12 protein-coding genes and 4 pseudogenes are annotated in these 13969 nt (G+C 72.4%); 8 read left to right on the forward strand and 8 right to left on the reverse strand.

All coding sequences use genetic code 11. The features are described from left to right. Positions 1 to 20 precede the first annotated feature (20 nt). The 4 genes and pseudogenes from AB0M27_RS26990 to AB0M27_RS27005 all read left to right on the forward strand — a co-directional run. Positions 21 to 1012: pseudogene (locus AB0M27_RS26990) on the forward strand (LLM class F420-dependent oxidoreductase). A gap of 99 nt (positions 1013 to 1111) precedes the next feature. Beyond that, positions 1112 to 2133: pseudogene (locus AB0M27_RS26995) on the forward strand (hypothetical protein). A 62-nt stretch (positions 2134 to 2195) separates the two neighbouring features. Continuing rightward, the gene (locus tag AB0M27_RS27000; protein ID WP_365724925.1) at positions 2196 to 2621 is read left to right on the forward strand and encodes an SsgA family sporulation/cell division regulator; all 426 of its coding nucleotides are present in this window, start codon (positions 2196 to 2198) and stop codon (positions 2619 to 2621) included. Positions 2622 to 2741: 120 nt separating this feature from the next. Further along, positions 2742 to 3323: pseudogene (locus AB0M27_RS27005) on the forward strand (DUF2238 domain-containing protein); the annotation flags it as partial. Here the strand turns inward: AB0M27_RS27005 and AB0M27_RS27010 are convergent. Both AB0M27_RS27010 and AB0M27_RS27015 read right to left on the reverse strand, forming a co-directional pair. Further along, complete coding sequence (locus AB0M27_RS27010) at positions 3298 to 3852, reverse strand: DUF6328 family protein (RefSeq protein ID WP_365724927.1); 555 nt, start codon at positions 3850 to 3852, stop codon at positions 3298 to 3300. The pseudogene AB0M27_RS27005 and the gene AB0M27_RS27010 sit on opposite strands and share 26 nt — an antisense overlap. Positions 3853 to 3905: 53 nt before the next feature. After that, positions 3906 to 4889, reverse strand: coding sequence for an aldo/keto reductase (locus tag AB0M27_RS27015; RefSeq protein ID WP_365724929.1), 984 nt, complete (start codon positions 4887 to 4889; stop codon positions 3906 to 3908). 136 nt (positions 4890 to 5025) lie between these two features. Between AB0M27_RS27015 and AB0M27_RS27020 the strand changes: the two genes are divergently transcribed. Next, a complete protein-coding gene (locus AB0M27_RS27020; RefSeq protein ID WP_365724931.1) occupies positions 5026 to 5166 on the forward strand; it encodes a hypothetical protein in 141 nt (46 codons plus the stop codon). 1 nt (position 5167) lies between these two features. On the opposite strand, the gene AB0M27_RS27025 is transcribed toward AB0M27_RS27020, so the two are convergent. The 4 genes and pseudogenes from AB0M27_RS27025 to AB0M27_RS27040 form a co-directional block, all read right to left on the reverse strand. Next, entirely contained in the window at positions 5168 to 5758 is a 591-nt protein-coding gene (locus tag AB0M27_RS27025) for a TetR family transcriptional regulator (RefSeq protein ID WP_365724996.1), read from the reverse strand. Then, positions 5755 to 7245, reverse strand: coding sequence for an MFS transporter (locus AB0M27_RS27030; RefSeq protein ID WP_365724932.1), 1491 nt, complete (start codon positions 7243 to 7245; stop codon positions 5755 to 5757). The genes AB0M27_RS27025 and AB0M27_RS27030 overlap by 4 nt, the downstream gene beginning before the upstream one ends. 99 nt (positions 7246 to 7344) lie before the next feature. Then, positions 7345 to 8166: a lipase family protein gene (locus tag AB0M27_RS27035; RefSeq protein WP_365724934.1), complete on the reverse strand. Its 822-nt coding sequence runs from the start codon at positions 8164 to 8166 to the stop codon at positions 7345 to 7347. 121 nt (positions 8167 to 8287) lie between these two features. Next, positions 8288 to 9408: pseudogene (locus tag AB0M27_RS27040) on the reverse strand (FAD-dependent monooxygenase); the annotation flags it as partial. Between the two features lie 339 nt (positions 9409 to 9747). Between AB0M27_RS27040 and AB0M27_RS27045 the strand changes: the two are divergent. Together AB0M27_RS27045 and AB0M27_RS27050 are read left to right on the forward strand one after the other, a co-directional pair. Continuing rightward, positions 9748 to 10131, forward strand: coding sequence for a tyrosinase cofactor (locus AB0M27_RS27045; protein ID WP_365724936.1), 384 nt, complete (start codon positions 9748 to 9750; stop codon positions 10129 to 10131). A 35-nt stretch (positions 10132 to 10166) separates the two neighbouring features. Beyond that, a complete protein-coding gene (locus tag AB0M27_RS27050; protein ID WP_365724938.1) occupies positions 10167 to 10988 on the forward strand; it encodes a tyrosinase family protein in 822 nt (273 codons plus the stop codon). 16 nt (positions 10989 to 11004) lie between these two features. Here AB0M27_RS27050 and AB0M27_RS27055 read toward each other — a convergent pair whose 3' ends face one another. Together AB0M27_RS27055 and AB0M27_RS27060 are read right to left on the reverse strand one after the other, a co-directional pair. Continuing rightward, a complete protein-coding gene (locus AB0M27_RS27055) occupies positions 11005 to 11697 on the reverse strand; it encodes a ribonuclease H (RefSeq protein ID WP_365724939.1) in 693 nt (230 codons plus the stop codon). A 33-nt stretch (positions 11698 to 11730) separates the two neighbouring features. Then, the gene (locus tag AB0M27_RS27060) at positions 11731 to 12525 is read right to left on the reverse strand and encodes a VOC family protein (RefSeq protein ID WP_365724940.1); all 795 of its coding nucleotides are present in this window, start codon (positions 12523 to 12525) and stop codon (positions 11731 to 11733) included. A 164-nt stretch (positions 12526 to 12689) separates the two neighbouring features. Here AB0M27_RS27060 and AB0M27_RS27065 point away from each other — a divergent pair, with 164 nt between their 5' ends. Beyond that, positions 12690 to 13697, forward strand: coding sequence for a zinc-binding alcohol dehydrogenase family protein (locus tag AB0M27_RS27065; protein WP_365724998.1), 1008 nt, complete (start codon positions 12690 to 12692; stop codon positions 13695 to 13697). The last annotated feature ends 272 nt before the right edge of the window (positions 13698 to 13969 follow it).

Raw genomic sequence — 13969 nt, forward strand, 5'->3', positions numbered from 1 at the left:
ACCCCGGGGACTCGCCACGTATGGTGCAAATCGGATACACGATGATGGCCGAGCAGGCAGGGCCCCGGGACCTCGTGGACCACGTCGTCCGGGCCGAGGAGACCGGGTTCGACTTCTCGGTGATCTCCGACCACTACTTTCCGTGGCTGCGCTCGCAGGGCCACTCCTCGTACGCGTGGAGCGTGCTGGGCGCCGCCGCCCAGGCCACCTCGCGGATTCCACTGATGACCTATGTGACCTGCCCCATCCTGCGCTACCACCCGGCGATCGTGGCGCAGAAGGCGGCGACCGTGCAGCTGCTGTCCCAGGGCAGGTTCCGGCTCGGGCTGGGCGCCGGCGAGAACCTGAACGAGCATGTGGTGGGCGGCGGCTGGCCTCCGGTGGACGTGCGTCACGAGATGCTGGAGGAGGCCGTGGGGATCACCGGGCGCTGTTCGAGGGCGGCCATGTCACCCACCACGGGCCGCACTACGACGTGGACTCGGCCCGGCTGTGGGATCTGCCGGACCAGCCCCCGCCGATCGGCATCGCCGTCTCCGGCGACCAGTCCTGCGAGCTCGCCGGGCACCTCGCGGACCTGCTGATCGCGACCGAACCGGAGCCGGGGCTGCTGGAGGCCTTCGACCGGCACGGCGGCAGCGGCAAACCCCGGGTCGGCCAGCTGCCGGTGTGCTACGACCCCGACCGGGACACCGCGGTCAAGCGCGCCCACTCCCAGTTCCGCTGGTTCGGGCTCGGCTGGAAGGTGAACGCCGAACTCCCGCACCCCGACTCCTTCGAGTCCGCGACCCGGTTCGTGGACGAGGACGACGTCGCCGCCTCGATCCCGTGCGGGGACGACCCCGACGCCTTCGTCGAGGCCGTATGGCCGTACGCCGAGGCCGGGTTCGGGGAGATCGCGCTCGTGCAGATCGGCGGCGACGCGCAGGCGGCGTACCTGGACTGGTCGACGAAGACCCTGCTGCCCGCGCTGCGGGAGGCCTTCGGCCGAGGCGCGGAGACGGTGCCGTGACGGGTCCGCCCAAACACGGCCAATGGGTCCATATGGGCTTTCCTGTCTGCGCCCGCTCCCGGGTGCGGTCCCTTGAGCATTCTTGCAGGAGAGTCATCCGTGACCCTGGTCATCGACCCGTCCGAGACGTCCGCCCCGGCCCCGCAGCCGCTGTCCGACCTGGTGGCGCGTGACGCCCGTGAGTTCGGCGGCTACGCGCGCACCGGGAGCTGGGCCTTCGCGCTGATGGTGGCCCGCAGTGTGCGGCCGGGCGGACAGGCGGCGGGTGAGACGCCGAAGGTGTCCGCGAAGGAGTTCGCTCAGCTGGCCGGCTGCTCCCCGGAGCGGGTCATGCGCTACTACAGGGGCCTGGGACCGGGCCGCCGACGACGGGCTCGTACCGCACTTCGAGGCCCTGCAGCCCGGCCAAGAGGTCGAGCTGCCGGACGCGGACGTGTGGCTGAGCTACTACGTCTCCCGCACCAGCGCGACCTCCGAGCGCGGCACCGCGATCGCGGAGGCCGCCGAGGCCGAGGGCATCCGCCCCACCAAGGCGCTGGAGGTCGCCGAGAACCCGACCGCCCTGCGGGCCGCGATCCTCGCCGACCCCTCCACCGCCCGCACGGCCCGAGCCGCCCTGCTGGACCGGCTGCGCGAGGACCCCGAGCTGCAGGCGGAGCTGGCGCGTGACGTCGTACGGACCGACGACCTGAAGAAGGCCGTCGCGACCGAGAGCCGGGCCGCCGACCGGATCGGCTACGTCCGGCAGATCGCCGAGTCCGGGCAGATCAGGACCGCGGCGGGGCAGACCGTCGAGGCCCCGGCCGAGCTGCGCGAGGAGGCCGAGCGCCATCTGTCGCTGATCGACGAGCTGGAGGGCGGCGAGGACACCGGCGAGTGGGCCACCGAGGCCTACGGCACCATGAAGTCGCTCGTCGCCGAGGCGGTCGAGGCCGACCCCTGCTTGCGCGTCCAGGAGCGGCGGACGAAGTTCTACAACAGCGTTCGAGGAGCTGACCTTCGACGACGCCCAGGACTTCTACGAGGACGACATGGTCCGGCGCCTGGAGGAACTCCAGCAGGCCGTCGGCGGCTGCCTGGCCGCGCTGCGCGGAGCCGGCGGGAATCCCTCGCACGGGTGAGCATCACGGGCCTCACGGGGGTACTAGAGGGCCCTGAGCCGTTCGTCGCCGGAGGCCCTCTCGTGACTGCGTTCGTGCACAACACCCTGGTGGTACAGCTTCGTTCGGAAGGCACCGGCCGGTGTCCCGTGCTGGCCCATCTCAGTTACGACGCCGACGACCCGTTCGCCGTCACCGCAGTCTTCGGCCACGACGGCAGGGTGCTGGCCTGCTGGCGGCTGGACCGCGAGATGCTCTCCGAGGGTCTGGCGCGGCCCGTCGGCGTCGGCGACGTACGGCTGCGGCCGGCCGCGACCGGTGCGTGGCACGAGCTGCGCATGGAGTTCCTCGGCGACGTCCGCCCGGACGGCGGCCGGCAGCACGCGGTGGTGTTCGCCTGGGCGCCGGCGGTCGCCGCGTTCCTGCGGCAGACCCACCGGATCGTGCCGCCGGGCCAGGAACGCGTCCCGGTCGACGCGCTGGTGGCCGAGATCCTCGCCGCGGGCTGAGTGGCCTTACTCATGCCCGCGGAGTGCGGCGCGGACACGATGGGGCTCCTACGACGCCATGAGGCAAGGAGCCCCGCCGTGACCGCAGCGCATCCCGCTCCGCATCCCGTACCGCGCCGGGTGCCGCCCGCGGTGTTCGCGGGCGTGGCGGCCGCCGGCCTCGCCCTGTCGGCGTGGGACGTACACGACCGCGCGACCTGGTTCCTGGAGACCGTGTGGGCGCTGGTGGGCCTGCCCCTCGCGGTGCTGCTGCGGCGGCGCTTCCCGCTGACGGGGCTGCTGTACGGGCTGCTGACCGCGCACGCGCTGGTGCTCGCGGTCGGCGGGCACTACACCTACGCCGGGGTCCCGGCGGGCGACTGGGTGCGCGACACCCTCGGTCTGCGGCGCAATCCGTACGACCGCTTCGGGCACCTGATGCAGGGCTTCGTCCCGGCGGTGCTGGTGCGCGAGCTGCTCAGCCGCATCTCGCCGCTGCGCGGCAGCCGCTGGCTCGCGCCGCTCACCGTGTCCGCCTGCCTGGCGTTCAGCGCCTGCTTCGAACTGCTGGAGTGGCTGGCCGCGGAGATCGGCGGCCACGGCGCGGACGCGTTCCTCGCCACGCAGGGAGATGTGTGGGACACCCAGTGGGACATGTTCTGCGCGCTGATCGGGGCCGTGGTGTCCGTGCTGCTGCTCAGCCGTGTCCACGACCGTCAGCTCCGGGCGCTGGAGGGGAGTGCCCCGGCCCGAGGTGGTCGGTGCGCGGCGCGGTCGTGTGCCGGTGCCGGGCCCACAGGGGCAGGCCGTACCAGCAGACCAGGTACCAGACGACGACGGCCGCCAGCAGATACGGCACATAGCCGCCCTGCGTGGCCACCCGGAGGATCAGCAGCAGGGCGCACGCCATCGTCGCCAGGAGCAGGATCAGGCCCACGAACGTCATCCGGGCCGCGATCCGCACCGTCTGCGGCTTGATCCGGCGGCCCGACACCAGCCGGTGCAGGGACACCGGGCCGATGAGGGCGCCGGTCGCGCAGGCGCCCAGGACGACGGTCACGATGTAGATGACCTGGTCGGCGTGGGGCAGCGTGGCGTACTTCGGCTGGAAGACGACGGTCAGCAGGAAGCCGAACAGGATCTGCACGCCCGTCTGGGCGACGCGGACCTCCTGGATGAGCTCGACCCACATCCGGTCGGCCCGCTCCTCCTCGGTCTCGTCCCGCCCCCTGCGCGGTCCTTCCTCCTTCATGCGCTTGCGTGTAACCGCCCAGCCGTTCGTTCAAACGACGGGTGACAGGGTGACTACCAGCGGTGCTCGACCTGGTCCTTGATCCGCCGCTCGTACAGCTCACGGATCGCGGTGAACGTCTCCCCGGGCAGCGGCGGCAGCTTGGCGGCGGCCGCGTTCGCGCGGGCCTGGTCGGGGTTGCGGGCGCCCGGGATCACCGTGGTCACGCCGTCCTGCTCGGCGATCCAGCGCAGCGCCAGCTGGGCCGGGGTGTAGCCCTCGGGGGCGAGCGCGGCGAACTCTGCGGCGGCCTCGACACCGGCCTCGTAGTCGACGCCGGAGAAGGTCTCGCCCTGGTCGAAGGCCTCGCCGTGCCGGTTGTAGGTGCGGTGGTCGTTGGCCGCGAACACCGTGTCCCTGGTGTACTTGCCGGACAGCAGGCCGGAGGCGAGGGGCACGCGCGCGATGATGCCGACGCCGGCCTCGCGGGCGGCGGGGAGCACCTCGTACAGGGGCTTCATGCGGAACGGGTTGAGGATGATCTGTACGCTCGCCACGTGCGGCCGGGCGATCGCGGTCAGCGCCTCGGCGCAGGTCTCCACGCTCGCCCCGTACGCCGCGACGCGCTCCTCCTCGACCAGGGTGTCCAGGGCGTCGAACACCGCGTCGCAGGAGTAGACGGGCGTCGGCGGGCAGTGCAGCTGGACCAGGTCGATGCGGTCGACGCCGAGGTTGCGGCGGGAGCGGTCGTTCCAGGCACGGAAGTTGTCCAGGACGTAGTTCTCGGGGACCTGCTCGACCCGGCGGCCCATCTTGGTCGCCACCAGGACATGTAGATCGGGCCGGCCGCGCAGGAAGGAGGCGATGGTCTCCTCGCTGCGTCCGTCGCCGTACACGTCGGCCGTGTCGAAGAAGGTGACCCCCGCCTCGGCCGCGGCCTCGAGGACGGACAGGGCCTCCTTGTCGTCCACGTCGCCCCAGTCGGCGCCCAGCTGCCACGTGCCGAGACCGATCACCGATGCCCACTGACCCGACCTGCCGATTACGCGTTCGTCCATGGCGCCAGTGTGTCATCCGGCACCGGGGCACGCGGAACGAGCCGCTCCGGCGGGCGAGCTGCGCGTGTTTCACCCACATGGGTGAGATGGGCCGACGGAACGCGGAAAAGCGTAGAGCGGCCCCTGGCGTGACCGCGTGATCGATCGTTCGATGGACAGCTTCCCTTCCGCGGGCGCCGGTTCGGGCCCGCTCACCCGGCGTGGTGTGCTGCGCGGCGCCGCCGCGCCGGCCGCCGTACCGGTGCTGATCGCGGCCGGCCCGCCGGCCGGCGAGTGAGTCAGGTTCCGGGGGTCAACTGGGCCTGTACGAGCGGTCCGTAGCGGTCGGCGATGGAGCCGATGTCGCTCTCGCGCAGGTGCGGGCCGCGTGCGATGCCGTACATCACGCCGAGGCCGACGAGTGCGGCGACGGCGAGCTCGGCGCGCAGGCCCGGGTCGGGGCCGGTGAGCCGGGCGGCGAGGCGTTCGGTGACCTGGGCGCGGAAGTTGGCGCGCAGAATGTCGCCGTGGTCGCCGTGCAGTGGGGCGAAGGCGATGCGCAGCAGCGGGTCGGCGCCGCGCTCGCGCTGGCTGGCGAGGACGTGCCGGGCCATGTGCCGCCCGAGGTCGGGCAGCGGCGCGTCCAGCAGGGCGTCCGCGTCGGTGTCGAAGGACATCACACGGGCGAACAGGGCATCCTTGTTGCCGAAGTACTTCACGATCAACGGCGGGCTCACACCGGCGCGTTCGGCGACCGCCTTGAGCGTGATGTCGGCGGGCGCGTGCCGGGCGAGGAGGTGGCGGGCCGCTCTGAGGATGGCCGCCTTGGTGGCCTCGGCGTCGCGGCGGGCGGACAGGCTCGGTGCGGGTGGCGTGCTCACGCCTCCTATGCTCCCTCCATGGCCTGGTCGCGGGCGCCGCGGGTGGTGTCCCCGGCACGCCGGGTGCCGTCCGGGGTGCCGTCGCCGGGAATGGACAGGGCGGCGGCGCAGGCGGCGAGGGCGACGACGCCCGCCATGGCGAAGGCGAGCAGATAGCCGTGCAGCGTGGGTGTCGGGACGTCGCCGACCGGGCTGCTGTGGTGCACGAGGACGGCGGCGACGGCAGCGCTGGAGGTGGCCTGCCCGATGGTGCGCATGAGGACGTTGACGCCGTTGGCGGAGGCGGTCTGCCCGGCCGGAACGGCCCGCAGGATGAGTGTCGGCAGCGCCGAGTAGGCCAGCGTGGTCCCGGTCGCCACCACCGTGGCCCCGGTGATGATCATCCACAGGTCGCGGCTGTCGGCGATGCGGACCGCGTAGCCGCAGGCGATGACGGCGGCGCCCAGCGCGAGGGTGATCCGCGGGCCGCGGGCAGCCGAGATACGGGCCGACACCGGTGAGAACAGCAGCATGGTCACGCCGCCGGGCAGCAGGCACAGACCGGTGGCGACGATCGACAGGCCGAGGCCGTAGCCGCCGGCCTTCGGCGCCTGCACCAGCTGGGCGGTGACCAGCGAGTTGGCGTAGAAGGCGAACCCGGTCAGCAGAGCGGCCACATGCGACAGGCCGACCCGCGGCCTGCTGACCAACCGCAGGTCGACCAGCGGCCGTTCGGCGCGCAGCTGCTGCCACCACCACAAGGCCATGACGACGGCGGCACCGAGGAACAGCCCGAGGACCCCCTCGCTCCCCCAGCCCCAGGAGCCGCCCTGCGAAACGCCCAGCAGCAGGCACACCAGCCCGGCGGCGAGCCCCAGTGCGCCGAGCACGTCGAACCGGCCGGGCTCGCGCACCGGCGACTTCTTGACCACCCGCCAGGTCGCCCCGACGCCCACCGCGCCCAGGGCGCTGGTCAGCCAGAACATGGTGTGCCAGTCGGCGTACTGGACGACCAGCGCGGCGAGCGGCAGCCCGAGCGCGGCGCCGACGCCGACGGTGGAGCTCATCAGCGCCACCGCCGAGCCCCGCCGCTCCGGCGGGAGTTCATCGCGCAGGATGCTGATCGACAGCGGTACGACGGAGGCGGCGGCGCCCTGGAGTGCGCGGGCGGCGATGAGCACACCGATGTCGGAGGTCAGCGCGCACAGCACCGACCCGATGGTCATCAGGGCGAGCGCACCGGTGAGCACCCGCCGCTTGCCGTACATGTCGCCGGCCCGGCCGAGCACCGGGGTGAGGACGGCGCCGGAGAGCAGGGTCGCGGTGACCGTCCAGGAGACGGTCGCGGCGGACGCGCCGGTGAGCCGGGGCAGGTCCGGCAGCAGCGGCACGACGACGGTCTGCATGACCGCCATGAGGATGCCGCCCGACGCCAGCACCGGGATGGTGAGCCGGTCCCGCAGCGAGGGCGCCACGGCCGGGCCGGGCGGCTCGGATATCGGGGCGGGCTGGTCCATCCGGCGCTCCTGGGGGCGACACGACTGCTCGGTGAATGGTCATTCACCCTAGCGAGTGAATGACCATTCACCAATGCGCCCCGCGCCGACGCGGGGCACTCAGTCGAGGTTCTTCTCCAGCGCCGTCAGATAGTTGTGCATGAAGTGGTCGCGGAGGCCGTCGGAGGCGGGCGCGAAGGCGTCGGCGGTCAGTCCGGCCGCTCGGTCGGTGAGCGCCGACAGCATCGGCATGGTCTCGTGCAGCCGGCCGTGGGAGTTGATGTACCGCAGGGCGCGGACATGGGTAAAGGCGGGCTCGGGCGGCAGTTGGGGAACGATGTCGTTGTTGTTGACGAAGCGGTACATGCGGCCGCCGAATCCCTTGTGGAACGCCTCGGCGAGCAGCCGGTCGCAGGTGCGCGGCTGACCGTAGGTGTACACACCGTCCGCGGCCAGGTGCGGGTCCTCCAGATACATCCGGGCGCCGGCCAGCATCGCGAGGGCGCCGCCCAGGCTGTGCCCGGTGAAGTACACGGTCTGGCCGTCGGTGCGCAGTTCGGCGAGGGTGTGGTGGACGGCCGGGTAGACCGACTCCAGGGCCTCGGCGAATCCGTGGTGGACGTATCCGTTGCCGCCGGGTCCGGGCCTCGGCGGGGTGGTGGCGTCGGTGAGCCAGTCCTTGATCCGGGTGGGTTCGGTGCCACGGAACGCGGTGACGATCATCCGCTCGCTGGCGAGGGTGTACGCCTGGGTGTCCTGCAGCGGGAAGGGCGGGGTGAAGCGGGTCTCGTGGTGGCGTACCTGGTCGAAGCCCCACGTGGCGGCCTGGTCCTCGATGACGGCACGGTCCTTGTAGGCCAGGTCGGCCGCGCGCGCCAGCCAGTAGGCGCGTTGCAGGCTGTAGCCGGTCGACGTCTGGTCGAACGAGACGGGTACGGCCATGGACGGGACTCCTCGGGTGGTGGGTGGAAAAGCCGGGGTGCGCCGGCCGCGGGGACGGGCGGGAGCTAGCCGCGGTGGGCCGAGGACCGGGCGTGCAGGGCGCGTGCCCCCCCTGGGTGTGCAGCGCCTGCGGCCGGCCGGCCGCCTTGCCGAGGCCGTAGTACAGCTGTGGCGGGACGTACGGCAGCAGGGGCGAGTGGCGCTGGCCGAGCAGGGCGAACATCCAGTGCGGGGGAGGTGGATGTGGCGCGGAAGGTTCTCGTACCACCGGGCGCTGTAGCGGGCCGTGCTCCGCACCGACAGCAGCTCGGTCATGCGCCGGCGCTCGTATGCGGCGAGGGCGTCGGTCTGGCCGGTGTGCTCATGCAGGGCGCGGGCGAGGCACATGGCGTCCTCCAGGGCGAGGGTGGTGCCGGCACCGATGGAGTAGTGGGTGGTGTCGGCGGCGTCGCCGAGCAGCACCAGGTTGCCGTGGTGCCAGGTGCGGTTGGTGAGGGTGCGGAAGTTGCCCCGGCCGGCGCCGGGGCGGCCGGTGAGCGGGTGGCCGTCGAGGACGTCCGCGAAGAGTCTCTCCAGCAGGGCGAGGCCGTCCGCCTCGTTCGCCCGGTCCAGGCCGAGCCCGGTGAAGGTCTCCGGGGAGCACTCGACGACACAGGTGCCCGTCACGCCGCTCCAGGCGTAGCCGTAGGCCCGGATCCAGCCGTGCTCGGTCTCGGTGGAGGCGAAGGTGAAGGCGTCGAAGACCTTGGCGGTGCCGAGCCAGATGTAGTGGTTGCGGCCCGAGGTGATCCGGGTGCCGAAGGCCGCCGCGTGGCGGGTGCGCAGGGCGCTGTGCACCCCGTCGGCCGCGACGACGAGGTCCGCGCCGGCCGGCGGTTCGGTGATCTCGCTCTCGAACTCCAGCCGGACGCCGAGGGCGCGGGCCCGTTCGGCGAGCAGTCCGAGCAGCCGGGGGCGGCCGATGCCGAAGCCCTCGTGACCGTGGTGACGGGTCCTCAGGTCGGGTACGCGGGCGACGCCGTCGCTCCAGCGGACGGATGCCTCCTCGATCGCCCGGGCCGTGGCGGGGTCGTGCTCCTGGAGCTTGTCGAGGAGGCCGCGCCAGTACGTCACGCCCCAGCCGTAGGTCGAGCCCTCGGGGTTGCGCTCGTGGACGGTGATGTCATGGGACGGGTCCTGCCGCTTGAGCAGGATGGCGAGGTACAGACCCCCGGGCCCGCCTCCGACACAGACGACCTTCACGTGCGCGCCCCTGACAGTCACCCGATGTGTTCGAACGGTACCGCAGGGTAGCAGGGCGGCCACCCCGCCCTATCGCGTCAGTCTGGCGTGGTGAGCCGGGCCACTCGGACGGACGGCGGACGAGAAGGATCGCCGGAAACGGGGCCGGGGGAGCAAGGAATTCCCCGTTCCGGGGCGCGCCACCCCCCGGCCGCGGCAAGATCATCTTGATTCAACTCTGTACGACATGTGACCAATTGTCCGGATCGCAGCCAACCGGTTCCGGGCAATTTCTTCCCGCCCCGGGGCCCCCGATAGGCATACGTCGTCACCACCGGCACACCTTCCAGGAGGACCCGTATGCCCGACATCACCCGGCGCCGCGCGCTCACCGCGACGGCGGCCCTCGCCGCGACGGCCACCGTGACCACGCGCGTGGCACCCGCCGCCTCGGCCGCCGGCCACGGCCACCCCATGCCGATGCCGGAGACCTTCGACGAGGTCTACCGGGGCCGCCGGATACAGGGCAGGCCCATGACGGGTTCCGGCGGTCACCACCATGAACACGGCGGCGGTTACGAGGTGTTGATCGACAGCGTGCAGCTGCATGTGATGCGCAACGCCGACGGCAGCTGGATCAGCGTCGTCAGCCACTACGACCCGGTGCCCACCCCGCGCGCCGCCGCCCGGGCCGCGGTGGACGAGCTGCAGGGCGCCCCGCTGCTCCCCTTCCCCGCCAACTGACCGCCTCGCAAGGACCTTCCGGAGCATCACGCACCATGACCGTACGCAAGAACCAGGCCGCCCTGACCGCCGACGAGAAGAAGCGGTTCGTGTCCGCCGTCCTCGAACTCAAGCGCAACGGGCGCTACGACGAGTTCGTCCGCACGCACAACGCGTTCATCATGTCGGACACCGACACCGGCGAGCGGACCGGCCACCGCTCACCGTCGTTCCTGCCCTGGCACCGCAGATTCCTGCTCGACTTCGAGCAGGCGCTGCAGTCGGTGGACTCCTCGGTCGCGCTGCCGTACTGGGACTGGAGCACCGACCGCACGGTGCGTGCCGCGCTGTGGGCACCGGACTTCCTCGGCGGCACCGGGCGCAGCACGGACGGCCGGGTGATGGACGGGCCGTTCGCCGCGGCGGCCGGCAACTGGCCGATGAACATACGCGTCGACGGCCGTACCTTCCTGCGCCGCTCGCTCGGCACGGCTGTGCGCGAGCTGCCGACCCGCGCGGAGGTGGAGTCGGTGCTGTCGATGGCGACGTACGACACGGCACCGTACAACAGCGCCTCGGACGGCTTCCGCAACCACCTGGAGGGATGGCGCGGGGTCAATCTGCACAACCGGGTCCATGTCTGGGTCGGCGGGCAGATGGCCACCGGGGTCTCCCCGAACGACCCGGTGTTCTGGCTGCACCACGCCTACGTCGACAAACTGTGGGCCCAGTGGCAGCGACGGCATCCGGACGCCGGGTACGTGCCGGCCGGCGGCACGCCGGACGTCGTCGATCTGAACGAGACGATGAAGCCGTGGAACGACGTGCGCCCGGCGGACCTGCTGGACCACACGAAGTACTACACCTTCGACAGCTGAACGGACCGCGCTGTGCTCAGGCCTCGGCGGTACGGCACTCCGGATGGCCCCAGCCCTGCGCGTTCTTGGCGATGGACTCGCCGGCCGCGTAGGCGCGGCCGCACATGCAGCGGCCGGGGAACTTCGCCTTGATGGTGCGGGAGGACGCCGCGCCGCCGCCGGTGCGGCGGGGCGCCTTCCGGGCGGCCGCCTTCGGGGTGTCGGGCGAGGGCGGCGGCTCCGGGGAGCCGAGCGCGCTGCCGGCCGCCTCCTGGACGGAGGCGGCCTGGCTGGCGGCACGGTCGGCGAAGTCGTTCAGCGGGTCGCCGTCGACCTGGTGGGCCGGGACGTAGCGGAACTCGACCGTGCGGCCGTCCAGGAGCGCGTCGATGCGGACGACCAGCTCCTGGTTGGCGACGGGCTTGCCGGCGGCCGTCTTCCAGCCGTTGCGCTTCCAGCCGGGGAGCCAGGTGGTGACGGCCTTCATCGCGTACTGGGAGTCCATGCGGATCTCCAGCGGCACGTGCGGCTCGACGGCCGTGAGCAGCCGCTCCAGGGCGGTGAGTTCCGCGACGTTGTTGGTGGCCCGGCCGAGCGGGCCCGCCTCCCAGCGGACGGGGGTCCGCTCGTCGCCGTCCGAGACCACCCATGCCCATCCGGCCGGTCCGGGGTTTCCCTTCGAAGCCCCGTCGCACGCGGCCACCACACGTTCATGCATACGCACGATCATGCCACGGCCGCGGCGGACGGCGTCACGCGCCGGTCAGGCCTCCTTGACCTTGGGCATCTCACCCTCCGTGGTCGCGATGTCGATCACGGAGAAGTTCGCGCCCTGCGGGTCGCTGAGTGCCGCGAACCGGCCGAAGGGGCTGCTCATCGGCCCGAAGCGGAGGATGCCGCCGAGCTTGGTGGCCCGGGAGACGGCCTCGTCGCAGTCGTCGACGGTGAAGTAGACGTTGATGTACGAGGGCACCTCGGGCGGGAAGTCGTCGGTCATCCGCATCCGGCCGAGGACGGTGTCCTCGCCGACGTCGAACATCCGGAAGTCCACCGCGTCGTCCACGATGTCCTTCATCCGGTACGGGAAGACGGCGGAGAGGAAGGTGTCGGCCTTCTCGGGCTCACGGGTGAAGACCTCGGCCCAGCAGTAGGCGCCCGGGGTCGCGGTCGCCTCGAAGCCCTCGTGGGTGCCGGCCTGCCAGACCCCGAAGACGGCCCCGCTGGGCTCACGGGCCAGGCACATCGTGCCGAAGTCCCCGACCTGCATCGGCTCCATCAGCACCTCGCCGCCGTTGTCCCGGATCTTCTCCGCGGTGGCGGCGGCGTCCGGCGAGGCGAAGTACAGGCACCACTGCGACTGGCCCTCCTGGCCCGGCATGGGCGGGACCACGGCCGCCACCGCCTTGCCCTCCGCGTAGGCCTGCGTGTAGTTGCCGTACTCCGACGACGACTCGCCGAAGGTCCAGCCGAGGACGTCGCCGTAGAACCGTTTGGCTCCCTCGACGTCGCTGAACATCGCATCGGCCCAACAGGGCGTTCCCTCGGGTTGCACGGCCATGCTCGCGGCCCTCCTGGTCTTGGATCCCGTACGGATGGTCCCCCGCCTTCGAGGCTTACGTCCCGAAGCTCACGCTAGCCATCCCACCGTCGGCCCGCGCGCCGAACCGGGGACCCGCACGGACAATGGGAAGTGGAGGCGACGGTGCGATGACGACGGGCACGATGCGGGCGTGGTCGGTGGTGCTGCCGGGGCCGGTCGAGGGGCATCCCCTGCGGCTGGTGGAGCGGCCCGTGCCGGTTCCGGGGGCGGACGAGCTGCTGGTGCGGGTGCGGGCCTGCGGGGTGTGCCGGACCGATCTGCATGTCGCCGAGGGCGATCTGCCGGTGCACCGGGCCGGGGTCACCCCCGGCCACGAGGTGGTCGGCGAGGTCGTGGGGGCCGGGGCCGCGGTGCGGGACTTCGCGGCGGGCGACCGGGTCGGCGTGGCCTGGCTGCGGCGCACCGACGGGGTGTGCGCGTACTGCGCGCGGGGCGCCGAGAACCTGTGCCCGTACTCGGAGTACACGGGCTGGGACGCCGACGGCGGATACGCCGAGTACACGACCGTGCCGGCCGCGTTCGCCTACCGGCTGCCCGGCGCCCTGGACGATGTGGCGGCGGCGCCGCTGCTGTGCGCGGGGATCATCGGGTTCCGTGCGCTGCGCCGGACCGGACTGCCCAAGGGCGGCCGCCTCGGCCTGTACGGGTTCGGGGGCAGCGCCCATCTGTGCGCGCAGGTGGCGCTCGCCGAGGGTGCCACGGTGCATGTGATCACCCGGGAGCCCGCCGCCCGCAGGCTGGCCCTGGAGCTGGGCGCGGCCTCCGCGCGGGACCTGCACGAGGCGCCCCCGGAGCCGCTGGAAGCGGCGATCCTGTTCGCCCCGGCAGGCGAGCTGGTCCCGGTGGCGCTGCGCGCCCTCGACCGGGGCGGCGTGCTGGCCCTCGCCGGCATCCACCTGACCGACGTGCCACCGCTGCACTACGCGACCGAGCTGTTCTACGAGAAGGAGCTGCGCAGCGTCACCGCCAACACCCGTGCCGACGGCCGGGAGTTCCTCGCCCTGGCCGCGCGGCACGGCGTCCGCGCGACCACGCACGCCTATCCGCTGTCCCGCGCCCCACAGGCGCTCGGCGACCTCAAGGCCGGACGGTTCGACGGGGCGGCCGTCCTGTACGCCGACCTGTCCTGAGCCCTGGTCGACGGCCTCTCCCGAGTGCCTCGGGGGGCACCACCCGGGCGCGCGCAGACGCCGGCCGGGGGCGCAGTGCACCGGCGGGCGATCACACCGTTTGCCGGTCGTGCCCCGATCGGCAGGTTTACGCCCTCGAGTGTCATGATCAGCCCCCTTCGCGCTGTATCGGGCACCTCAGGAGGACTGTTTGGCTTGGCCCGGGTGCAGGATCACCACGCTCACCACCCGGCGATCCGGCCGTCCCCGTTCGCACGCAGCTCCGCTGGAGG

The organism is Streptomyces sp. NPDC052107, assembly GCF_040680215.1.
Lineage (GTDB): Bacteria > Actinomycetota > Actinomycetes > Streptomycetales > Streptomycetaceae > Streptomyces.